Genomic DNA, 21,355 nt, shown 5'->3' with positions numbered 1-21,355 from the left:
TCACGGACAGGGATAGGTATAAAGCTGGTGGAGGCGCTCGATCCGGTCCAGCAGTTCATCGGAGAGCTGAATGCGGGCGCTTTCGATGTTCTCGGAGAGCTGATCCATGGTCGTGGCTCCCACCAGGTTGCTCGTCACAAAGGACCGGGAGTTGACCCAGGCCAGGGCCATCTGCGCTGGCGAAAGGCCATGCTCGCCCGCAAGATTCACATAGGCCTGGGTCGCCTCCTGCGCCTGCTCCGACGTGTAGCGCGTAAAGCGCGAGAATTCGGTGAGACGCGCGCCCGCGGGCTTCCTGCCACCCAGGTACTTACCACTGAGCGCCCCAAAGGCCAGGGGTGAATAGGCCAGGAGCCCACAGTCCTCGCGCAGTGACACCTCCGCAAGGCCCACCTCATAGGAACGGTTCAGCAGACTGTAGGGGTTCTGGATGCTCACCGGCCGGCTCCAGCCCCGGCGCTCCGCCTCCTTCAGGTAGGTCATGGCGCCCCAGGCGGTCTCGTTCGACAGGCCAATGTGGCGCACCTTACCGGCCTCCACGAGTTCATTCAGCGCCTCAAGGGTCTCCTCAATGGGCACCGCATCCGAATCATCCACCGGGCTATAGCCAAGCTTGCCGAAGAAATTCGAGCGGCGCTCAGGCCAGTGCACCTGGTAAAGGTCAATGTAGTCGGTCTGCAACCGCTTGAGGCTGTCATTGACGGCCTGGTGGATCTGCTGGCGGGTCAGGCGCGGACCACCCCGGATGTAGTCCATGTCACTGCGGCCGGTCACCTTGGTGGCGATCACCAGGTCATCCCGCCTGCCCCGGCGCTGCAACCAGTTCCCAAGATAGGTTTCCGTAAGGCCCTGGGTTTCGGCACGCGGCGGCACGGGGTACATTTCAGCGGCATCAATCAGGTTGACGCCCTGATCCATCGCGTAATCCAGCTGCTCGAAGGCCTCCTGCTCGGTATTCTGTTCCCCCCAGGTCATGGTTCCCAGGCCGATCACACTTACCTCAATGCCGGTCCGGCCTAGCTGGCGTTTTTCCATTGCAGTCACCTCCCACTGAATTGTCCCCGCATGCTAAGTCCATCCCCGGGCCACCGCAATGCCAGGGCCGTCATCAAAACATCACACCGATGTCAGGAAACGGTAACCCTGACGAGCAACACTGTCATTGTCCGTTCAGCCCCGGAGGACCCACGATGCGGGCACCCAAAGTTGCCATGGTCACGGAGACCTTCCCCCCCGAAATAAACGGCGTTGCGGGGACCCTGAACAACCTCTGCCGCGAACTCGTTCTGCGCGGTCATCAGCTGACGATCATCCGGCCCCGACAGTACCACGAGGCCAACGCGGGCCATGCCCCGCTGTTCGGGGAGCACACCCTGCGTGTGCGCGGGCTGCCGCTGCCCGGCTACCCGGAACTGCGCTTCGGTCTTGGTGCCCGGGGGCGGCTCCGGCGGCTGTGGCACAAACGCCCTCCGGATGCCGTTTACGTGGCCACCCAGGGCCCTCTGGGCTGGAGCGCCGTCAGCGTCGCCCGGGAACTGGGGATTCCCTGTGTATCCGGTTTCCATACCAACTTCCACCAGTACAGCAGCTACTACGGAGCTGGGTTCCTGGCCCCCCTGATCCGGCGTTATCTGGTAGCCTTTCACAACCGCACCAGCGCCACCCTGGCGCCAACGCGCAGTCTCTGCCATCAGCTCGCGCAATGGGGGATCCGCAACAGCCGCTGCTGGAGCCGGGGCGTCGACAGCCGGCTGTTCAACCCGGGCCGGTACAGCCGGGAGCTGCGGGCGCAATGGGGCGCGGGCAACGGCCCGGTTGTGCTTTACGTTGGACGCCTGGCGGCCGAAAAAAACCTGATGCAGGCCGTCACCACCTTTGAACGCCTGCGCGAGTGCCATCCCACCGCCCGGTTTGTCCTGGTGGGCGATGGCCCCCTGCGCCCCAGCCTCGAGCAGGCCCATCCAGAGTTCCTGTTCCAGGGGGCACGCCAGGGTAAGGAACTGGCCCGTCATTACGCCTCTGCGGATATTTTCCTGTTCCCCAGCGAATCGGAAACCTTCGGGAACGTGGTCACGGAGGCACTGGCCTCGGGGCTGCCCGTCGTGGCATTTGATCAGGCGGCGGCACGGGAACACATCAGGCACGGGATCAATGGCATGAAGGCACCCCCCGGTGACGCCGAGGCTTTTACCGCCGCCGCACTGGAGCTGGCGGACCGGCACGGGCTCCGCCGCCATGCCAGCGAGTGCGCGCGGGCCCACGCCAAGACACTGGACTGGTCCGTGCTTGCAGAACAGTTCGAACGGATGCTGCTGAACCCAACCGAGGAGGACCCGGCCGATGAATCCCCAACGCCTGTCCCGGGTGTTTACCCGCATTGATAACAGCGAGCTGCGATGGTGCCTGCGCCTGAACCGCAGTCTCGCCTTTCCGGCGGTCACGCCATTCTTCCGGATCGTGAGCTGGCTTGGTGACGGCTGGCTCTGGTACGCCCTGATCCTGGCGCTGCCGGCCATTGACGGGCTGCGCGGCTGGGCTCTGGCCACCCTGATGACGCTGACCGGAGCCGGCTGCACGCTGCTTTACAAGCTCCTCAAGACACACCTGGTGCGCGAGCGCCCCTTTATCAGTTTCCCGGCCATCCATTGCGGCTCAAAACCACTGGACCGGGGCAGCTTCCCTTCCGGTCACAGCCTGCACGCGGTCTGTTTCACCCTGCTTCTGTTCCACGGGTTTCCGCTACTGGGCTGGGCGGTGCTGCCATTCACCATCCTGGTTCTGGCCTCACGCGTGATTCTGGGACTCCATTACCCCTCAGATGTCCTCGCCGGCAGCCTCATCGGGGCTGGGTGCGCTTTCATCGCCCTGCAATTCACGCCCGGGCTCATGGCCGCCCTCCCTCTGGGCGCTGGCTGATGGCTGGGGCACGGGCCGCCCCCCGGCATCGAACAACGCCAGCTGGCGGCCCCCCTGTTTGAGCTCCGGCAACCGCACGCCCAGGCCCAGCAGCCTTACCGGCCGGGGAACATCGCCATAGAGCGCATCCAACAGCGGCCGGAAATCAGCCACCCCGGGCTGGCCGGGCTGGCGCCACACAGTCTCACGGGTATGGGTTTCGAAATCCGAAAAACGCAGCTTCACGAACAGCTTTTCGAACTGGCCCGCGTCAGGAGCATCCAGCCCCTTGCGCCGCATCCGGCGCTGCAGGTCCGAGACCAGTCCATCCAGAGCACGCCGGCATTCGGCCAGAGTCGCCAGATCCTGGCGGTAGGTGTTCTCCACGCTGATCGACTTGCGGGGTCGCGTCACCTGCACCGGGCGGTCGTCCTCGCCCCGGGCGAGACCGTACAAACGTGCCCCATAGCGTCCGAAACGTTCCCGCAGCGCCAGCTCCGACCACTCCCTCAGGTCCGCGCAGGTGTTGATGCCAAGTCCATGCAGTTTTTCCGCGGTGCGGGGCCCCACGCCGAAAAGGGAGGTGACTGGCAGCCGTGGCACGAAATCCCCGACATCCTCAGGCGTGATCACACAGAGCCCATCCGGCTTGTGCCAGTCGCTGGCAATCTTGGCCAGGAATTTGTTCGGTGCCACACCTGCAGAAACCGTAATCCCCAGTTCATCCCGCACCCGCGCCCGTATGTGCTCTGCCATGCGTGTGGCGCTGCCCTGAAAGCGATCAATGCCGGTTACATCCAGGTAGGCCTCATCAAGCGACAGGGGCTCCAGGATGGACGATACCTCCCGCAGGATCCGCATGAAATCGCGGGAAACAGCCTGATAACGCGGCATGTCCGTTGGCAGCAACTCCAGATGCGGGCACAGACGCAACGCCTCGGACACTGGCATGGCCGAACGCACACCAAAGGCCCGCGCCTCGTAGCTGCAGGTTGCCACGACACCGCGGCCGGTGGCCCCGCCCACGGCAATGGGACGGCCCGCCAGCGCCGGATTGTCCCGGATTTCCACCGCGGCGTAGAAACAGTCCGCATCGCAGTGGATGATCTTGCGAGTCAAAGCATGCCTCCGGAGTTGCCGTGGATTCAGTGCAGGCTGTATCTTAGGGCGGCATGGAGCCCGTGTCAGGACAGCTTACCCCCAACAAAGGATAGCCCGATGAGCGAACCCGCCGCCACGGCAACCGAGAACCGCGCCTGTTTTGAGCTGCGCGGTGCCAGCCAGACGCTGACCGTGATGGAGCTGTACCATTTCGACCCGGATGCCCTGGAGCAGGCCCTGCGCGACAAGATCCGACAGGCCCCCAACTTCTTCCGCGACCTGCCTCTGGTCATCGGACTGGATCACTACGAGGGGAATGCAGCCGACCTGGATTTCTTCCAGCTCATTGGCATCTGCCGCACCCATTCCATCCAGGTGCTGGGTGTACGCGGCGGCAACGACGACATCCGCCGCCTGGCTCGTAACGCCGCCCTGGCCTGGCTGCCTGGTGGCCAGAGCCGCCCTGCTCAGCCGGCACCCGACCCGGAAGAACCGGCTCCGGAAGCCGAGCCGGAAAGCCCAACGGAAACCGTCAACGCCGGGTCAGGCCGATTGGTTACACAGCCGGTACGCTCCGGCCAGCAGGTCTATGCCCCGGAAGGCGATCTCATTATCATGGCGCCTGTTGGCGCCGGAGCGGAAGTGCTTGCCGCCGGCCACATCCATATCTATGGCCCGCTCCGCGGGCGGGCGCTGGCGGGTGTACACGGCGACACCAGCGCCAGCATTTTCTGCCAGTCGCTGGAAGCGGAACTTGTATCCGTCGCCGGGCATTACAAGATCTCCGAGGACCTCCAGGGTGACGACTGGCGAACACCAGCCCGCATCCGGCTTGAGGGTAACGTACTGACAGCGGACCCACTGACCCGTTAACGGAACGACAGAACAGCAAACAGGACAACAACCTTGGCACGAATCATAGTAGTGACATCCGGCAAGGGCGGGGTGGGCAAGACCACCACCAGCGCCTCCATCAGTACCGGCCTTGCACAGCGCGGCTACAAGACGGCCGTGATTGACTTCGATGTAGGCCTGCGCAACCTGGACCTCATCATGAACTGCGAGCGCCGCGTCGTTTACGACTTCGTCAATGTCATTCAGGGCGAGGCCACCCTTAACCAGGCGCTTATCCGGGACAAACGGGTTGATAACCTCTACATCCTTCCCGCCTCCCAGACCCGGGACAAGGAAGCGCTCACCGCCGAAGGGGTACAGACGGTGCTGGACGGCATGCACGAGGGCTTCGACTATCTGGTCTGCGACTCCCCGGCGGGCATTGAACATGGGGCCCTGATGGCGCTCTACCACGCGGATGAAGCCATCGTGGTGACCAACCCGGAGGTATCCTCGGTCCGGGACTCGGATCGCATTCTCGGGATTCTCCAGAGCAAGTCCCGCCGCGCGGAACAGGGACTGGATCCGGTCAAGGAACATCTGCTGCTCACGCGCTATAACAATGAACGGGTGGAGCGCGGCGAGATGCTGTCCATCGAGGACGTGAATGACATCCTCAGCATCCCGGTACTGGGCGTGATCCCGGAATCCCAGGCCGTTCTCAATGCTTCCAACCAGGGGACGCCGGTCATTCTGGAAGACGACAGCGAGGCCGGTGGTGCCTACGCCGACGCCGTCGCCCGGCTGCTGGGCGAGGAACGCCCACTGCGGTTTCTTGACGGGCAGAAGAAAGGCTTCCTCAAGCGCATGTTCGGAGGCTGAGATGAGCTTCTTTGACTATTTCAAGAGCAAGAAAAAGTCCTCGGCATCCATCGCCAAGGAACGGCTCCAGATCATTGTCGCGCATGAACGTAACACCCGCGAGCAACCCGACTACCTGCCCGAGCTCGAACAGGAGCTGCTGGAAGTGATCCGGCGCTATGTTGCCATCCGCGATGACCAGGTACAGGTTCAGCTCGACCGCAATGACAGCTGTTCGGTACTGGAGCTCAACGTCACGCTTCCCGAGGAGGTCACCGATTCCCAGTAGCGCGAAGGGGTGCTCGGTCGCTCGTGCTGAGGAAGAATCGGCAGAACCCGCCGTGCCCCCCTGTTACCGTCGCGATGTACGCTTTAATGCCGGGATGCGCCCATGCGAAACGCACTGACTACCCTGCTCTCCCTCGTTCTCATTCTGGCCGGTGCCAGCAGCCATGCGGACGTTCCCACCAACGACCAGCACTGGGACAAGGCCATGGAGGCGGATGGTATCCAGATCCATACCCGCAACATTGAAGGCTCCCATATCGACGCCTTCCGGGCGGAAACCGTACTGGACGCCCCGCTGGAAGCGGTGATGGCGGTGATGGCCAACCCCAGATCCTGCATGGAGTGGGTGCACCAATGCGCACACGCGGAAAGACTGGAAACCGGCGGTTTCCGGGATCGCTACGCCTACTCCGTTAACGACATGCCCTGGCCCGTCAGCGATCGGGACTACGTACTCCACATCCAGACCCGTACGGGCGAAAGCCGGGATCACATCATCATCGAAATGGAATCCGTGGAAGGGAGGGTCGAGCCCAAGGACGATTACGTCCGCATGCCCGAATCCTCCACCGTCTATGAATTCTTCCGGGAAGGCGACAGCCGCACCCGGATGATCTGGTACCAGCATGCTGTCCCTGGCGGCTCGCTCCCCGATTGGCTGGTTAACCGCCTGGCCACCGACATCCCCTACGAATCCCTGCGCACGCTTAACGAGGTGGTGAACCAGGATCGCTACCAGGGGCATGAACTGATCTATGACGAACAGGGTCGGATCACTGGTGTCACCCCGGGCGTCAACGCTGGACAGGGAGGCTGAGGATGGCGGTCACGGCACGGGACATCATGACGCCCAGCGTGAAGGCGGTTCCCCAGGACTGGACCATGCAACAGCTGGCGGAATTCCTCACGGAGAACGAGATCACCGGCTCACCGGTGTGTGACGACAACGACCGGATCACCGGCATCGTCACGCTCAAGGACATTGCCGAGTTCCGCTGGAACCGGGTCAGCGGGGAACCGGAACAGGAAATGACCGAGGAGGAGAAGCAGGAGGCCCGCCAGCTCCGACAGATGATGCTCGAAGGGATGACTCGCACTCCCGTGGAAGTTCGTGACATCATGACCCCCAGCGTTATGTCGGTGGAAGCCGACACCGGCGTGCGCACCATTGCCGATATCATGATGGCGGAGCACCTGCACCGCATCTTCGTGACCGACAAGGAGGCAATCACCGGCATCATTACCACCTACGACATGCTCAAGCTGGTGGCGGAACCGGAACTGACCCGACGCTGTCTTGATGCCGACGGCTCCGGCACCCCCACCTGATGCCCAACAACCGGCCCTGAGGTAACCAAGCCCATGCCGCGGGAAAACCAGTCCCAGATCAAGACCTACGTTGTTGACACCAATGTTCTGATCCACGATCCCACCGCTATCCTCAACTTTGAAGAGCACCATGTCGTCATACCCATGACCGTGCTCGAGGAACTGGACCAGCTGAAAAACGGCAAACAGGCGGTGGCCGCCGACTGCCGCCAGGCCATCCGGACCATTGACCGGCTGGTTGGCGATGCGGACCCCCATGACATCGACAACGGCGTACCCATCCACCGTGGCGACAAATCGGAACCGCTTGGCAGCCTCTCCATCGCCATGGGCAGCCAGGACGATACCGAGCACGGGCTCCCCGACCACCTCAACGACAACCGCATCATCAACCTCCTCGGCCAGCTTCAGCGCCAGCATCCCAACAAACCGATCATCCTGGTCAGCAAGGACATCAACATGCGCCTGAAGGCGCGGGGTTGTGGCCTGGAGGCAGAGGACTACCAGACCGACCAGCTGGTGGACGACGTCCGCTACCTGCCAACCGGTTACCATGAATTCGACGGCTCGTTCTGGGACGGTATCGAAAAGGTGGAGACGGTCCAGCGCGAGGGCATCACGGAACATCTGATCCCGCGCACCGAGGATCTTGCGCAATACCAGATCAACCAGTTCATTCTGGACCAGCAAGGATTCATCGGCCGCATAACAGATACCGAGCCGGAACGGCTGGTGGTGGAGGACCTGTTCCGGGATGACCTCATGCATCAGCAGGTCTGGGGTCTGTCGCCGCGCGACATCTACCAGGCTCTGGCACTGGAGCTGCTGATGGATCCGGACGTGCACCTGGTGAACCTCACCGGCTCCGCCGGCTCCGGCAAGACCATCCTGGCCCTGGCCGCCGCTATTGAACTGACCGTGGCAAGCAAGACCTACAAACGCATCATCACCACCCGCAGCACCCAGGGACTGGATGAGGACATTGGCTTTCTGCCGGGGACCGAATCCGAAAAGATGGAACCCTGGCTGGGGGCCATCGTGGACAATCTCGAGGCCCTGCACGAGGATGACGAGAACATGACCAGCAGTGTCGACTACATCCTCAGCAAGGTCCCCATGCAATTCAAGTCACTGAACTACATACGGGGTCGGAGTTTCCAGCACAGCCTCATCATCATCGATGAAAGCCAGAACCTGACACCGCACCAGCTCAAGACGATCATCACGCGGGCAGGCACGGGCAGCAAGGTGGTGTGCCTGGGCAACCTGTCCCAGATCGATACCGCCTACCTGAATCCTCTGAGCTCCGGTCTCACCTACATGACCGAGCGTTTCAAGGGCTTCAAGCACGGCGGCCACATCCACCTGCAGGGCGTCCCCCGCTCACCGCTGGCGGAGTACGCCGAAGAACACCTCTGACGGCAGCTGGGTCAGGAATCGCTGTTGTTGCTTTCCTGGCCCAGGTCATTGTCCCAGGGGTGGTCCGCCATGGGCTCCTCTCCCTGGAGGGGCTTATAGCGGTCCCTGAAAGCATCCATGGTCTTCATGGCCTCATCAAGCTCATCAAACACCGCCACGTGGTAAAGGGCCTCGCCCTCGTTAACCATGGGCAGGTTATTCATACCGATGATGATGCCATTGACACTGCTGGTCACGGAGGACTCCAGTCGCCCGAAGGGATCCGCCACAACAGCCAGGCGCTGCCCTTCGGTCACCCGGTGCCCGATACCGGCGATAGGGCGCATGATGCCGTCGGTCTCCGCGCGCATCCAGGTGGAATTCGAGGCCACCTCGGAACGCTTCGCGGGCCTGTGCCGCCCGCGTCGCCGGTTGGGCAGCATCTCCAGCATGCGCATCACCCTCAGGATGCCCCTGACGCCGGTGTTGATGGCCACCTCGTCAAAGCGCAATGCCTCACCCGCCTCATAGGTGATCACCGGGATGTCGGCCTCATCCGCGCACGCGCGAAGACTGCCCTCCCGGAGTGAGGCATTGATCACAATGGGGGCGGCAAAGGTCTCAGCCATATCCGCCGTCACCGGGTTGCGCAGCTCCGCCCGGATCTGGGGCAGATTGAAGCGATGGCTGGCACCGGTGTGGAGATCAATAACATGGGTAGCCAGATCCAGTACCTGGGTCCGGAACAGATAGGCAATGCGCCCGGCCAGCGAGCCCTTCTCGGACCCGGGGAAACAGCGGTTGAGGTCGCGCCGGTCCGGCATGTAGCGCGACTGATGAAGGAAGCCGAAGACATTGACGATGGGCACCACCAGCAGCGTGCCGCGCAGGCGTTTAAGGCTGGTCGTGCGAAGCAGCCGGCGGGCGATCTCCACACCGTTGATCTCGTCACCGTGTATGGCGCCGCAGACCAACAGCGTGGGCCCGGGGCGCCGCCCATGGATGACTTCGACCGGAATATGCAGCGGCGTCTGGGTGTAGAGGCGCCCAATGGGCACCTCAACCTGGAGTCGTTCTCCTGCCGGAATCCGTTCACCGCCCAGACGGAAAGGCGCGCGCTTTGCCATGCTCAGCCCCTGGCCCCTTTGGTGGCGGTACGCCAGGGCCGGGCCCGCTTCTCGATGAAGTCGATGATCATGCCCGCCACGTTCTTGTTGGTGGCCGACTCAATGCCCTGCAGCCCCGGCGAGGAGTTAACCTCCATGATCAGCGGTCCCCGGCTGGAGCGCAGCAGGTCCACACCCGCCACGTTGAGCCCCATGGCCTTGGCCGCCATGACCGCCGTCTTGCGCTCTGTGGGCGTAATCCGCACCAGTGATGCCTGGCCGCCCCGGTGCAGGTTGGAGCGGAACTCGCCTTCATTAGCCTGGCGCTTCATGGCCGCGATCACCTTGTCGCCAATAACAAAACAACGGATGTCCGCGCCGGCCGCCTCCTTGATGTACTCCTGCACCAGAATGTCCGCCTTCAAGCCCATGAAGGCCTCAATGACACTCTCCGCCGCCTTGCGCGTCTCGGCCAGCACCACACCAATGCCCTGGGTGCCTTCCAGAAGCTTGATCACCACCGGCGTCCCGCCAACCATGCGGATCAGGTCCGGCACGTCGTCCGGTTTACTCGCAAAGCCGGTAATCGGCATGCCCAAGCCCTTACGCCCGAGCAATTGCAGCGAGCGCAGCTTGTCCCGCGAGCGGGTAATGGCCACGGATTCGTTCGCCGGAAACACGCCCATCATCTCAAACTGGCGCAGCACAGCGGCCCCGTAAAAGGTTACCGAAGCGCCAATGCGGGGCACCACGACATCAAAGTCCGGTAATTTCTCACCCCGGTAATGCATCGTGGGACTGGCCGGCGTGATGTTCATATAACAGTGCAGGAAGTCCAGAACCTGCACCTCGTGATCGCGTTTCTTGGCTTCCTCCACCAGGCGGCGGGTGGAATAGAGGCGCTTGTTGCGCGACATGATGGCAATTCTCATTGATTACTCCTCACGCGGTTTGCCGGCCAGAAACGAAGCTGATGGGTCCACACACAGGCGCTCCTTCATAGCGGTACGACCAATCAGCATCCGAAAACGCATTGTATCGCGATTGGTGAGCGTCATCTCGACGGGCCAGCACCAGGGTCCCATGCGCATGGGCGTCAGGATGACATAGCGCATTTCCCTGTGTCCCCCGGAATCCGCCACGATGCGTTCATCCAGCAGGGGGGTGTCGCAATGGATCACCCGATTCAGGTTACGCCGGCTCGGGTGCACGCAGAACCGGACACGGCGCTCGCCGCCGTTCTCATAGGCCTCCAGGTTGAAGGTGTGGAGGCAGGAAGTCCTAGCCCCCGTATCGACCTTGGCCCGCAGGCGCGGTATGCCGAGATCCGGCAACTCAACCCACTCGCGCCAGCCTACCCAGTGTAGGCCCTGAGTCTCTTCCCTTTCCGTCATGGTTTACCCTGATAGTGATGAATGGCGACTTGGATCGGTGCCGAATGGTGCCCGGCATGAAGCCTGGAAAACAGATTGTGGGGTACTATAATCCAAAGTCCCGGGTTCAGCGAACAAACCCTTAGACATGGACAATAATCAGGGATACCCGTGACTGAACTCATATGGTTCCGCAACGACCTCCGCCTTGGGGACAACCCCGCGGTCACTGCCGCCTGCGCCGTTAACACCCCGGTCGAGGCCTGTTTCCTGGCCGCTCCCGGCCAATGGGCCAGTCACGACTGGTCTCCCAACCGCACCGACCTGATGCTGCGCAGCCTGGAGCAGCTCGGGCAGGCGCTTGCGCGGCTCGGGATCCCCCTGCACGTCCGGACCATCAACCGTTTTGACGACACGGACGAGGCTCTCCTGGCCCTTTGCCGTGAACGTGGCATCAATAGGATCCACGCCAATGAGGAATACGCCGTTAACGAGCGCACCCGGGATCACCGGCTGACCCACGCCCTTGACGGGCAGGGCATTGCCCTCAACATTTACCGGGACCAGACCGTGGTCCCGGTGGACCGACTCAAAACCGGCAACAACACGCCCTACACGGTCTTCACCCCTTATTCTCGGCAGTGGTGGCAATGGGTTGAAAGCCATCCACCCCGGCCCACCCCTGCGCCAGCCGCCCAAGGCAAACCGGTGGCTGCACCATTAATTCCTGAACTGCCTGAATGGCGTTCACACCAGGTGGATTGGCTGGACGGAGGCGAAGACGCCGCTCATCAGGCACTGGAGCGATTCATCGACCAGCGTCTGGGCGCCTACGCGGCGCAACGCGACTTCCCCGCCACCCAGGCCACCAGCATGATCTCACCCTATCTGGCACTGGGCGTGCTTTCCCCCCGCCAGTGCCTGGTCGCCGTGCAACAGCGCACGGGCATGGACTCCCCGGCTAGCGCGGCCCGCACCTGGCTCAACGAAATCGCATGGCGGGATTTCTACATCCAGCTGCTTTACCAGTTTCCCCGCCTGTCCCGTCACCAGGCTTTCAAGACGGAAACCGACGCCCTGCCCTGGGCCCCCGCGGACAGCAACCTGGAAGCATGGAAGGCCGGCCAGACCGGTATACCGCTGGTGGACGCGGCCATGCGCCAACTCAATAACACTGGCTGGATGCACAACCGCCTGCGTATGGTGACCGCTATGTTCCTGACCAAGAACCTGTTCGTGGACTGGCGACTGGGGGAGCAGTACTTCATGCAGCAACTGGTGGATGGCTACCTGCCCTCCAACAACGGCGGCTGGCAATGGAGCGCCTCGACCGGGACCGACGCCGCGCCCTATTTCCGCATCTTCAACCCGGTAACCCAGAGTGAGCGTTTTGATCCGCAGGGGCGCTTTATCCGGCACTGGGTCCCCGAAATCGCACACCTGGAAGGCAAGAAGCTCTTCAATCCCAACGGCACGGTAGCGGGTTACCCGGCCCCCATCGTGGACCTGAAGACAAGCCGACAACGGGCGATCGAGCGGTTCAAGGGGCTGGGCAAAGGCTGAGGGGCCTGGGGTCACCCACCGCAAACAGCACAGGCTGGATCCCTGGGCACACGCATCTCGCGCCACTGCATGCGCCAGGCGTCCAACAGCAGAAGGCGACCAGTGAGGGATTCGCCCACCCCTGACAAAAGCTTGATCGCCTCCATGGCCTGGGTGGCGCCGATCATCCCCACCAGGGGGCCGATAACGCCCGCTTCGGAACAGCTCAGCGTGGCCGCGCCCACATCCGCGTACAGGCACTGGTAACAGGGCCCATCCGCCGCACTCGTATCGAAAACCGCCACCTGCCCCTCGGCGCGGATGGCAGCGCCGGAGACAAGGGGGACGGCCGCATCCACACAAGCCTGATTCACGGCAAACCGGGTCTGGAAGTTATCCGTGGCATCCAGGACCAGGTGATGGCGGGCGGCCGCCCCGGCGAGCCACTGCTGGTCCACACGAGCGTGGACAGGTTCAATGGACACCCCCGGGTTCAACGCGTGAGCGCGCTCGGCCAATGCGTGAGCTTTGGAGCTGCCAATATCCGACTCGGTGAACGCAATCTGTCGCTGCAGGTTCGCAAGCTCAACACGGTCGTCGTCCACCACCTCGATATGGCCAACACCCGCAGCCGCCAGGTAGAGGACCACCGGGCAACCCAGCCCGCCGGCCCCCACAACCAGAATACGACTGTCCGCCAGGGCCTGCTGCCCTGCCACATCAAACTCGGGCATCAGGATCTGGCGGCTGTAGCGTTGCAGCTGGTTGTCATCCAGTGGGTTCATGCGCTCAGACCTCCCGACGGCCGCCACTGACCCGGGGATTGCCAGCCAGGTCACGCTGCATGAAGCAGGCCCCAAAACCCGCTCCGGCCAGCAGCTCGGCCACCTCATCCGCCTGGTCGTAGCCGTGCTCCAGAAGCAACCAGCCCCCCGGTTTAAGACACTGCAGCGCCCCTGCCACCAGGGGCCGGATCACAGCCAGCCCATCCGCCCCGGCCGCCAGAGCCCCCTGGGGCTCATAGCGCAAGTCCCCCTGGGCAAGATGCGGATCACCGTCACGGATATAGGGCGGATTGGAAACAATCAGGTCCCAGTCCGCTCCCTCAAAAGGCGCCAGTGTCTCCCCTTTCACAAAAGCAACCTTCAACCCGAGCGCCGAGGCATTGCTCTCCGCCACGGCCAGGGCCTCTGAAGAAGCCTCACTGGCGGTCACGCGCCACCGGGGGCGCTCCTGCGCCAGTGCCAGCGCAACCGCACCACTGCCAGTGCCAACATCCAGCACACTTGCTTCGCTGGGTAGAGAACAGGCCAATGCCGCTTCCACCAAGGTTTCCGTATCAGGCCTCGGAATCAGCGTAGCCGGGGTAACCTTCAGGGGCAGCGACCAGAATTCGCGCTCGCCGGTGATGTAGGCAAGGGGCCGCCCACCGGCCCGGGCGGCAACCAGGCTGCGAAAGGTTTCAGCGTCGTCATCGCCCACCATGGCTTCAGGCCAGATGCGGAAACGACTCGGGCTGCAGCCGAGTTGATGAGCCAGAAGCATACGGGCTTCCCCAACCGCATTCAGCACGCCGGCGGCTTCAAGCCGACACGCAGCGTCGTCCAGCAGTGTGTCCACTCGTTCCGGCCCCGTCATGCTGACTCGGCTCCCAGCGCCGCCAGCTGGTCCGCCTGGTGCTCCTGTTGAAGCGCCCCAATGATCTCGTTCAGGTTACCCTGGATCACGTCGTCCAGACGGTACAGGGTCAGGTTGATACGATGGTCGGTAACCCGGCCCTGGGGAAAGTTATAGGTGCGGATGCGCTCAGAGCGATCCCCGCTGCCCACCAAGCTCCGCCGGGTATCCGCTTCCTCAGCGGCCCGACGGTCCCGTTCCATCTGTTGCAGGCGGGACTGAAGGAAGCTCATGGCCCGCTCGCGGTTCCTGTGCTGGGAGCGCTCCTCCTGACACTCCACCACCAGCCCCGTAGGCAGGTGGGTAATGCGAATGGCAGAGTCGGTGGTGTTCACATGCTGGCCACCAGCGCCAGAGCTCCGGAAAGTGTCCACCCGCAGCTCATTCTTGTCGAGGGTTACGTCATCCGGCTCATCCACCTCCGGCATCACCGCCACTGTGCAGGCGGAGGTATGGATGCGTCCCTGGGACTCGGTCTCGGGCACGCGTTGGACGCGGTGGCCGCCTGACTCAAACCGAAGCTGCCCGTAGACCCCCTCGCCTTCCACCAGCGCGATCAGCTCCTTATAGCCGCCGTGTTCACCTTCGCTCTGGCTCAGGACACTCACCCGCCAGCCCTGGGTCTCGGCGTAGCGCGAATACATACGGAACAGGTCCCCGGCGAACAGCGCGGCCTCGTCACCGCCGGCGCCAGCACGGATCTCCAGGTAGGCGTTACTGCCCTCATGGGGATCACGGGGCAGCATCAGCGTCTGCAGCGACGCCTCCAGCTCTGCCAGGCGTTCACGCCCGCGGGCCAGCTCCTCTTCAGCCATCTCGCGCATTTCCGGATCACCATCACGCTGCAGTGACTCAGCCTCGGCCATGTTCTCCCTGACCTTACGGTATTGCTGGTAGGCCTCAACCACGGGCTCAATCTCCGCGTATTCACGGGAGAGGTCCCGGAACTGTTTCTGGTCACTGATAGTGGCCGGATCAGACAGCAGGGCACTGATTTCCTCGTGACGCTCCACCAGTTGGTCGAGTCGCCGGGCGATGGATTCTTTCATGATGGATTCCGGGTACTGGACTCGGTCGGGGTGGTGGGGGTGCCTTGTGGTGAGCCGCCCCCGGTGCCCGTGCTTTCGGTCTCGCCGGACAGCGGCTCCATGCCATGAAGCTCTCGGAGCCAATCAGTCACCTCAACACGCCCCTCGGCTGTGGCTTTACGGACCTGAACGGTGGGATGATGCAGGAACTTGTTCGTCAGGCTGCGAGCCATGCTGCGCAGCAGGGTTTCCGGGTCGCCACCCGAGGCCAGCGAGCGCAGCGCTTTGTCCAGCTCCGCATCACGCACCGCCTCAACTTCCCCGCGGAACTGTTTGAGCGTGGCGACGGCGTCCAGTGCCCGCAGCTGGTACATAAACTCCGAAGCGCCCTCCTGCACCAGATGCTCCGCCTCCTCGGCCGCGCCTTCACGGGACTGGCGGTTTTCCTCAATCACGCTGTGAAGATCGTCCACCGTGTACAGGAAGACATCACTCAGGCGTCCCACCTCCGGTTCAATATCCCGGGGAACAGCCAGGTCCACCATGAAGATGGGCTTATGCTTGCGTCGGCGGAGGGCCTCTTCCACGGCCCCCTTGCCCAGTATGGGCAACTGACTCCCCGTGGAAGCGATCACGATGTCGACTGCAGGCAGCTCATCCGGCACCGAGGACAGCGTCACCGCCCTGCCCTCAAAACGCGTCGCCAGCTGCTCGGCCCGCTCGATGGAGCGGTTGGCCACGGTCATGCTGGAAACGCCCGCCTGGGTCAGGTGCTGGGCAACCAGTTCAACCGTTTCACCCGCCCCAATCAACAAGGCTGACTTGCGGCGCATGTTGGAGAAAATGTGACGGGACATGGAAACCGCCGCATAGGCCACGGAAACCGGATTCTCACCAATAGCGGTGTCCGTGCGCACCCGCTTGGCAACGGAAAACGCATGCTCAAACAGGCGGGAGAGAATGGTGCCCGTGGTGCCGGCCGCATAGGCCTGGTTGTAGGCCTCCTTCACCTGGCCGAGCACCTGGGGCTCACCCAGAACCATGGAATCAAGGCCGCAACACACGCGCATCACATGCCGGGCGGCATGCTGCTCCTCATGCACGTAAAGGCATTCCTCGAAACTGTCCGGTTCCACGTCGAGCCATGCTGCCCACCATTCCACCAGGGCCTCGCGGTTCGCCTGATCCTCGCCCACCACATAAAACTCGGTGCGGTTGCAGGTAGACATGATCGCCAGTTCACGCACACCAGGCAGCTGATGCGCATTCTGTAACGCTGGCGCCATTTCACTCGCTGGGAACGAGACGCGCTCACGCTTTTCCACACTCGCCGTGCGGTGGTTGATGCCCAGGACCCACAACGCCATAGACTGGTATTCAGCCCCCTGTAAATGTACGCTGCCCAGTGTAACGATCGACAGGCCTCAGTGCTACTGATACGCCTGTACCCACTTGGGCGTAATGGCCGGGCCGTGCCATGATTGAAAGCCTTTTACCGCAGTGGATTCGAGATGCAGACACACGCCTGGTTCCATGTTCCCGCTCTGGCCCTGACCCTGATTCTGGGAGGCTGCTCCGGCCTCACCACGACCACTGCCCCCGGCGGCAGTGAGGCCTCGAACCAGCCAGAGCCCACCGACTCCTCTTCCTCCGAGGATGACTCTGACGCCGCCACTGAAAAATCCGTGGCATCCGCAGTCATGGATTCCGAAGAGATCGAATACCGGGATTTCCCGCCAGACGTGCTCTTTGCCCTGCTCAGCGCGGAGCTGGCAGCCCAGCGGGGGCGTTACGACGTCACCCTGATGAACTACGCCCAGTCCGCCGCCGACACCCGCGATCCGGGCGTAATCCGGCGCGCCATGCAGATCGCCCAGGCGCTCGACGCCACCAACGCCCAGCGCCAGATCGCCCAGGTCTGGCTCAAGGTCGAACCGGATAACCCTCAGGCACTGCGCATCGCGGCACTGGCGGAACTGCGCGAATCCAACCTGGATCAGGCGCTGACCTATATGGAGAGACTCCATGATCAGGGCGGCAAAGCCCAGTTCGACACCTTTGCCAACCAGGCTCGCGCCTTGCCCGAGGAACAGCAACAACAGATGCTGGAACTCTACAGGCGCCTGCAAGAGCGCCATCCGGAGGCCACTTCCATCGCGCACAGTTTGGCGCTGCTCAATGACAACCTCGGCAACACTGATCGCGCCCTGGCGCTGACCGAGTCCGTGCTGGCAAAGGAAAGCAACTTCCAGCCCGCCGTCACCCTGAAAGGCAAACTGCTCTATGAGCTCGACAAGGGGGGTCAAGCCATTGACTACCTCCGCAAACAGGCCCGACGTTTCCCGGACAACCGGCGCCTGGGCACCCTCTATGCCCGTGTTCTGGTCAATGAAGGCAAGCTCCAGGCCGCCGAAGATGAGTTCAAGACGCTGATGAAGCGCTTTCCCCAGGCCACCGGGCTCAAGCTGTCCCGGGCACTGGTAGCGCTGGAAAACGACCACCTGGATACGGCCCGGAAGCTGCTCAACAAGCTCCTGGCCGAGGGCGTCCACACCAACCAGGCCCACTTCTACCTGGGCCGGCTGGCCGACAAACGCGACAACCCCAACGAAGCCCTGCACCACTACACCCAGGTGCAGAGCGGCAACCACTTCTTCCAGGCACTATCGCGGGCCAGCTACATCCGCGCGGAGCAGGGGGAACTGGAGGCCGTGCGCAACAACCTTGAGAACCTGCGGTCACGACTGCCGGACCAGAGCGCACGACTCTGGCAGATGGAAATGAACCTGCTGCTGGACCTGGGCCACACGGACAAAGCCCTGACTGTTGCCAATGCGGCCGTTGAGCACCACCCCGACAATACGGACATCCGCTACACCCGTGCCATGCTCCGTGAGCAGGCCGGCAACATTGAAGGCATGGAGTCGGACCTGCGCCAGGTTCTTGAGGCGGAGCCGGAAAACGCCATGGCATTGAACGCGCTCGGCTATACCCTATCGGTGCACACCAACCGTTACGCCGAAGCCCAGAAACTCATCATGCAAGCGCTGGAACTGGACCCGGAAAACCCAGCCATTCTGGATAGCGCTGGCTGGGTCCACTATCAACAGGGCCAGCATGAACAGGCACTGAAGTATCTGGGGCGCGCCTATGAACGCCTTCAGGACCCGGAAATCGCCGCCCATCTGGGCCGCGCTTTATGGGCCGCTGGTCGCAGGAACGAAGCCCGAACACTCTGGCGCCGAACACTGAAAGAAACGGATAACGCCCAGGCTCTCGAGCCTCTCCGGGAGATTCTGAAGGAGCTGGACCTTCAACCGGAGGCGCTTTGATGACGCGCCCGGCACGAACGATTGGCGCGGCGGTTTTCGTTCTCCTGCTCCAGGGCTGCATGACGGCCCCCCCGGCCCCGCCGCCCGATGACAGCCTGACCCGCGAGCAGCCAGCGGACTGGCAAGAGCGCGCCGCCAAACTGCGCCAGGTGCGCCAGTGGCAACTACAGGGCAAGATGGCCATACGCCACGAACAGGGCAATGACTCGGCCGTTATCCGGCAATGGAACCAGGAGGGTGACCAGTTCCTGATCGAACTGTCCTCGGCGTTCATGGGCATGGGCAGCGTTCGCCTCGAGGGTTCCCCGGCCTTCCTGACAATCACGGCCTCCGATGGGGAACAGTACCGATCCGATGACCCGGATGCCCTGATCCGCAAGACCCTGGGATGGTCGCTACCGGTGGAAGCCCTCTACGTCTGGGTGCGCGGACTCCCTCTGCAGGACAGCCCCGCCGAGCTCTTTTTCGACCAACAGGGCCGTATCAGTCACTTGCGCCAACAGGGCTGGGAAGTTCACTACGAGCGCTACGCCAGCTTAGCGGGCGTGGCAGAGGTGCCGCACGCTCTCACCGCAACGCGCGATGACCTGCGCCTGAAACTGGTCATCACCCAATGGAGGCCGAATGCCCCATGACCACACTGGACCTGCCAGCACCCGCCAAGCTCAATCTCTTCCTGCACATTACCGGCCGGCGGGACGACCGCTATCACACACTCCAGACCCTGTTCCAGTTCCTGGATCGCAGTGACCGGCTCCGGATCACACCCCGCCACGATGGCCGGCTCGTGGTGCATGGCCCCGACTGGCTGCCGGCAACGGACAACCTGATCACGCATGCCGCAGAGCGCCTCAGACACCACACCGGCACCGGGCAAGGCGCCGACATTGAGCTGACCAAACAGCTCCCCGCCGGGGGCGGGCTGGGCGGCGGCAGTTCCGACGCGGCCACCGCGCTGGTCGGTCTCAATCACCTCTGGGAGACCGGGCTCAGCCGCTCCCAGCTGGCCTCTCTGGGACTGGCACTGGGAGCCGACCTGCCCGTGTTCATCCATGGCGTAGCGGCCTGGGGCGAGGGCGTTGGCGAACAGCTGACGCCGGCACTGCCTCCCGAACAATGGTACCTGGTGCTGGTGCCAGAGACCGAGCTCAGTACCCGGAAAATCTTTAGCCATCCCGACTTGACACGCAACAGCCCAAAACGCAAAATGCGCACCGCTTTTGAGGGAAGCGACAGGCCCAGAAACGACTGTGAGCCTGTCGTGCGGCGATTGTACCCGGCCGTGGATCAAGCCCTTGAGTGGCTTGAACAATACGGCGAAGCCCGATTAACGGGCACCGGGGGTTGCATTTTTTGTCCCTTTGAGACAGAATTCGCAGCCATCGACGCACACGCGGAGAAACCCTCAGGCATCAACGGTTTCATCGCCCAGGGCAGAAACCGGTCGCCACTGTACACGCAACTGGGTGAACTGGATTGATGCCGGAAAAACGATCAGATGGGGTGTCGCCAAGTGGTAAGGCAGCGGGTTTTGATCCCGTCATTCGCAGGTTCGAATCCTGCCACCCCAGCCATCTTCCCCCTTCCGAACCGCACGAACGCTCAGACGAACCGCAGAGGGATTCAATCGTGTCCAACCTGATGGTGTTCGCGGGGAATGCTAATCCCCGACTGGCCCGTAATGTTTCTAAACGCCTGAATATCCCGCTCGGTGACGCCACCGTTGCAAAATTCAGTGATGGCGAAACCACGGTCGAACTCAACGAAAACGTGCGTGGCCGGGACGTCTTCATCCTGCAATCGACCTGCGCGCCCACTAACGACAACCTGATGGAGCTGCTGGTCATGGTGGACGCCCTGCGTCGCGCCTCGGCCGCCCGGATCACCGCCGTGGTCCCCTACTTCGGGTACGCGCGCCAGGATCGCCGGCCACGCTCAAGCCGCGTCTCCATCACCGCCAAGCTTGTTGCGGATATGGTGACCAGTGCCGGCATTGACCGTGTTCTGACGGTGGACCTGCATGCCGACCAGATCCAGGGTTTCTTCGACATCCCGGTGGATAACATCTACGGGACACCGGTCCTGCTTGACGACATCGAACGCCAGCATATCAACGAGGACTACGTGATCGTCTCCCCGGATGTGGGCGGCGTGGTCCGGGCCCGCGCCATTGCCAAGCTGCTGGACGCGGACCTGGCAATCATCGACAAGCGCCGGCCGCGCGCCAATGACTCCCAGGTCATGCACATCATTGGCGATGTCAGGGACAAAACCTGCATTCTGGTCGACGACATCGTGGATACCGCCGGTACGCTGTGCAAGGCTGCCAATGCCCTCAAGGAACACGGTGCCAATGCCGTGCGCTCCTACATCGTACACCCGGTTCTTTCAGGCCCGGCCGTAGACAACATCCAGTCCTCGCAGCTGGACGAACTGGTCGTTACGGATACGATTCCGCTGAGTGACAAAGCCGCTCAATGTGATAAAATCCGCGCCCTCGATATGTCGGGCCTTCTGGCGGAGTCCATTCGCCGGGTCTGCAACGAGGAATCCATCAGCGCCATGTTCAACTACAACATCGAGTGACTCGA

At 62.7% G+C, this 21,355-nt stretch carries 22 protein-coding genes and 1 tRNA gene; 14 read left to right on the top strand and 9 right to left on the bottom strand.

What is annotated here, in order from left to right; genetic code table 11:
- Complete coding sequence (locus AC1RQI_RS11285) at positions 1-1,035, bottom strand: NADP(H)-dependent aldo-keto reductase (RefSeq protein WP_481904858.1); 1,035 nt, start codon at positions 1,033-1,035, stop codon at positions 1-3.
- Between the two features lie 155 nt (positions 1,036-1,190).
- Between AC1RQI_RS11285 and AC1RQI_RS11280 the strand changes: the two genes are divergently transcribed.
- Positions 1,191-2,381 (top strand): glycosyltransferase family 4 protein, encoded by a 1,191-nt coding sequence (locus tag AC1RQI_RS11280; protein WP_481904857.1) that lies wholly within the window; start codon positions 1,191-1,193, stop codon positions 2,379-2,381.
- A complete protein-coding gene (locus AC1RQI_RS11275; protein ID WP_416634010.1) occupies positions 2,341-2,916 on the top strand; it encodes a phosphatase PAP2 family protein in 576 nt (191 codons plus the stop codon). The genes AC1RQI_RS11280 and AC1RQI_RS11275 overlap by 41 nt, the downstream gene beginning before the upstream one ends.
- On the opposite strand, the gene dinB is transcribed toward AC1RQI_RS11275, so the two are convergent.
- Entirely contained in the window at positions 2,815-4,014 is a 1,200-nt protein-coding gene (dinB, locus tag AC1RQI_RS11270; protein WP_481904856.1) for a DNA polymerase IV, read from the bottom strand. The genes AC1RQI_RS11275 and dinB overlap by 102 nt on opposite strands.
- Positions 4,015-4,113: 99 nt before the next feature.
- On the opposite strand from dinB, the gene minC reads away from it, so the two are divergent.
- From minC to AC1RQI_RS11240, 6 genes are all read left to right on the top strand, one after another.
- The gene (minC, locus tag AC1RQI_RS11265) at positions 4,114-4,869 is read left to right on the top strand and encodes a septum site-determining protein MinC (protein WP_416634008.1); all 756 of its coding nucleotides are present in this window, start codon (positions 4,114-4,116) and stop codon (positions 4,867-4,869) included.
- A 33-nt stretch (positions 4,870-4,902) separates the two neighbouring features.
- Positions 4,903-5,712 (top strand): septum site-determining protein MinD, encoded by an 810-nt coding sequence (minD, locus tag AC1RQI_RS11260; RefSeq protein WP_416634007.1) that lies wholly within the window; start codon positions 4,903-4,905, stop codon positions 5,710-5,712.
- Between the two features lies 1 nt (position 5,713).
- A complete protein-coding gene (gene minE, locus AC1RQI_RS11255; RefSeq protein ID WP_416634006.1) occupies positions 5,714-5,980 on the top strand; it encodes a cell division topological specificity factor MinE in 267 nt (88 codons plus the stop codon).
- A gap of 102 nt (positions 5,981-6,082) precedes the next feature.
- A complete protein-coding gene (locus tag AC1RQI_RS11250) occupies positions 6,083-6,796 on the top strand; it encodes an START domain-containing protein (RefSeq protein ID WP_481904855.1) in 714 nt (237 codons plus the stop codon).
- 2 nt (positions 6,797-6,798) lie between these two features.
- Positions 6,799-7,308 carry a CBS domain-containing protein gene (locus AC1RQI_RS11245; protein ID WP_416634004.1) on the top strand — a complete coding sequence of 170 codons (510 nt, stop codon included), beginning with the start codon at positions 6,799-6,801 and terminating at the stop codon, positions 7,306-7,308.
- 33 nt (positions 7,309-7,341) lie between these two features.
- Entirely contained in the window at positions 7,342-8,727 is a 1,386-nt protein-coding gene (locus tag AC1RQI_RS11240) for a PhoH family protein (RefSeq protein ID WP_416634003.1), read from the top strand.
- An 11-nt stretch (positions 8,728-8,738) separates the two neighbouring features.
- Here the strand turns inward: AC1RQI_RS11240 and AC1RQI_RS11235 are convergent, their stop codons facing one another.
- The 3 genes from AC1RQI_RS11235 to AC1RQI_RS11225 are packed head-to-tail and all read right to left on the bottom strand — an operon-like array spanning position 8,739 to position 11,206.
- Positions 8,739-9,833, bottom strand: a complete 1,095-nt coding sequence (locus tag AC1RQI_RS11235) for a succinylglutamate desuccinylase/aspartoacylase family protein (protein ID WP_416634002.1) — start codon at positions 9,831-9,833, stop codon at positions 8,739-8,741.
- A gap of 2 nt (positions 9,834-9,835) precedes the next feature.
- A complete protein-coding gene (rimK, locus tag AC1RQI_RS11230) occupies positions 9,836-10,744 on the bottom strand; it encodes a 30S ribosomal protein S6--L-glutamate ligase (protein ID WP_416634001.1) in 909 nt (302 codons plus the stop codon).
- Between the two features lie 3 nt (positions 10,745-10,747).
- Positions 10,748-11,206 carry an ATP-dependent zinc protease family protein gene (locus AC1RQI_RS11225; RefSeq protein WP_416634000.1) on the bottom strand — a complete coding sequence of 153 codons (459 nt, stop codon included), beginning with the start codon at positions 11,204-11,206 and terminating at the stop codon, positions 10,748-10,750.
- A 150-nt stretch (positions 11,207-11,356) separates the two neighbouring features.
- Here AC1RQI_RS11225 and phrB point away from each other — a divergent pair, with 150 nt between their 5' ends.
- Positions 11,357-12,748 carry a deoxyribodipyrimidine photo-lyase gene (gene phrB, locus AC1RQI_RS11220; protein WP_481904854.1) on the top strand — a complete coding sequence of 464 codons (1,392 nt, stop codon included), beginning with the start codon at positions 11,357-11,359 and terminating at the stop codon, positions 12,746-12,748.
- Positions 12,749-12,759: 11 nt separating this feature from the next.
- On the opposite strand, the gene AC1RQI_RS11215 is transcribed toward phrB, so the two are convergent.
- From AC1RQI_RS11215 to hemA, 4 genes are read right to left on the bottom strand one after another with little or no spacing between them, the layout of a single operon-like run.
- Positions 12,760-13,512, bottom strand: coding sequence for a HesA/MoeB/ThiF family protein (locus AC1RQI_RS11215; protein ID WP_481904853.1), 753 nt, complete (start codon positions 13,510-13,512; stop codon positions 12,760-12,762).
- Positions 13,513-13,516: 4 nt separating this feature from the next.
- Positions 13,517-14,365: a peptide chain release factor N(5)-glutamine methyltransferase gene (gene prmC / locus AC1RQI_RS11210; RefSeq protein WP_481904852.1), complete on the bottom strand. Its 849-nt coding sequence runs from the start codon at positions 14,363-14,365 to the stop codon at positions 13,517-13,519.
- Entirely contained in the window at positions 14,362-15,453 is a 1,092-nt protein-coding gene (prfA, locus tag AC1RQI_RS11205; protein WP_481904851.1) for a peptide chain release factor 1, read from the bottom strand. Before prfA ends, prmC begins: the two co-directional genes overlap by 4 nt.
- A complete protein-coding gene (gene hemA / locus AC1RQI_RS11200) occupies positions 15,450-16,799 on the bottom strand; it encodes a glutamyl-tRNA reductase (RefSeq protein ID WP_481904850.1) in 1,350 nt (449 codons plus the stop codon). Before hemA ends, prfA begins: the two co-directional genes overlap by 4 nt.
- 144 nt (positions 16,800-16,943) lie before the next feature.
- On the opposite strand from hemA, the gene AC1RQI_RS11195 reads away from it, so the two are divergent.
- The 5 genes from AC1RQI_RS11195 (at position 16,944) to AC1RQI_RS11175 (ending at position 21,350) form a co-directional block, all read left to right on the top strand.
- Positions 16,944-18,764 carry a tetratricopeptide repeat protein gene (locus AC1RQI_RS11195; protein ID WP_481904849.1) on the top strand — a complete coding sequence of 607 codons (1,821 nt, stop codon included), beginning with the start codon at positions 16,944-16,946 and terminating at the stop codon, positions 18,762-18,764.
- Positions 18,764-19,399, top strand: a complete 636-nt coding sequence (gene lolB / locus AC1RQI_RS11190) for a lipoprotein insertase outer membrane protein LolB (protein WP_481904848.1) — start codon at positions 18,764-18,766, stop codon at positions 19,397-19,399. The genes AC1RQI_RS11195 and lolB overlap by 1 nt, the downstream gene beginning before the upstream one ends.
- On the top strand, positions 19,396-20,244 hold the full coding sequence (gene ispE / locus AC1RQI_RS11185; protein WP_481904847.1) for a 4-(cytidine 5'-diphospho)-2-C-methyl-D-erythritol kinase: 849 nt from the start codon (positions 19,396-19,398) through the stop codon (positions 20,242-20,244). Before lolB ends, ispE begins: the two co-directional genes overlap by 4 nt.
- Before the next feature lie 19 nt (positions 20,245-20,263).
- Positions 20,264-20,338: transfer RNA gene (locus AC1RQI_RS11180), tRNA-Gln, on the top strand.
- 55 nt (positions 20,339-20,393) lie between these two features.
- Entirely contained in the window at positions 20,394-21,350 is a 957-nt protein-coding gene (locus AC1RQI_RS11175; protein WP_416633991.1) for a ribose-phosphate pyrophosphokinase, read from the top strand.
- Positions 21,351-21,355: the final 5 nt, after the last annotated feature.

The organism is Salicola sp. AFF1 (assembly GCF_056783195.1).
Note: the sequence above shows the minus strand (reverse complement) of the source record. Positions and strands in the feature narration are given on the sequence as shown.

Coding starts and splice junctions, on each gene's coding strand:
- AC1RQI_RS11285 (WP_481904858.1), bottom strand. CDS start 1,035: ATGGAAAAACGCCAGCTAGGCCGGACCGGCATTGAGGTAAGTGTGATC.
- AC1RQI_RS11280 (WP_481904857.1), top strand. CDS start 1,191: ATGCGGGCACCCAAAGTTGCCATGGTCACGGAGACCTTCCCCCCCGAA.
- AC1RQI_RS11275 (WP_416634010.1), top strand. CDS start 2,341: ATGAATCCCCAACGCCTGTCCCGGGTGTTTACCCGCATTGATAACAGC.
- minC (WP_416634008.1), top strand. CDS start 4,114: ATGAGCGAACCCGCCGCCACGGCAACCGAGAACCGCGCCTGTTTTGAG.
- minE (WP_416634006.1), top strand. CDS start 5,714: ATGAGCTTCTTTGACTATTTCAAGAGCAAGAAAAAGTCCTCGGCATCC.
- AC1RQI_RS11250 (WP_481904855.1), top strand. CDS start 6,083: ATGCGAAACGCACTGACTACCCTGCTCTCCCTCGTTCTCATTCTGGCC.
- AC1RQI_RS11245 (WP_416634004.1), top strand. CDS start 6,799: ATGGCGGTCACGGCACGGGACATCATGACGCCCAGCGTGAAGGCGGTT.
- AC1RQI_RS11240 (WP_416634003.1), top strand. CDS start 7,342: ATGCCGCGGGAAAACCAGTCCCAGATCAAGACCTACGTTGTTGACACC.
- AC1RQI_RS11235 (WP_416634002.1), bottom strand. CDS start 9,833: ATGGCAAAGCGCGCGCCTTTCCGTCTGGGCGGTGAACGGATTCCGGCA.
- rimK (WP_416634001.1), bottom strand. CDS start 10,744: ATGAGAATTGCCATCATGTCGCGCAACAAGCGCCTCTATTCCACCCGC.
- AC1RQI_RS11225 (WP_416634000.1), bottom strand. CDS start 11,206: ATGACGGAAAGGGAAGAGACTCAGGGCCTACACTGGGTAGGCTGGCGC.
- AC1RQI_RS11215 (WP_481904853.1), bottom strand. CDS start 13,512: ATGAACCCACTGGATGACAACCAGCTGCAACGCTACAGCCGCCAGATC.
- prmC (WP_481904852.1), bottom strand. CDS start 14,365: ATGACGGGGCCGGAACGAGTGGACACACTGCTGGACGACGCTGCGTGT.
- prfA (WP_481904851.1), bottom strand. CDS start 15,453: ATGAAAGAATCCATCGCCCGGCGACTCGACCAACTGGTGGAGCGTCAC.
- hemA (WP_481904850.1), bottom strand. CDS start 16,799: ATGGCGTTGTGGGTCCTGGGCATCAACCACCGCACGGCGAGTGTGGAA.
- AC1RQI_RS11195 (WP_481904849.1), top strand. CDS start 16,944: ATGCAGACACACGCCTGGTTCCATGTTCCCGCTCTGGCCCTGACCCTG.
- lolB (WP_481904848.1), top strand. CDS start 18,764: ATGACGCGCCCGGCACGAACGATTGGCGCGGCGGTTTTCGTTCTCCTG.
- ispE (WP_481904847.1), top strand. CDS start 19,396: ATGACCACACTGGACCTGCCAGCACCCGCCAAGCTCAATCTCTTCCTG.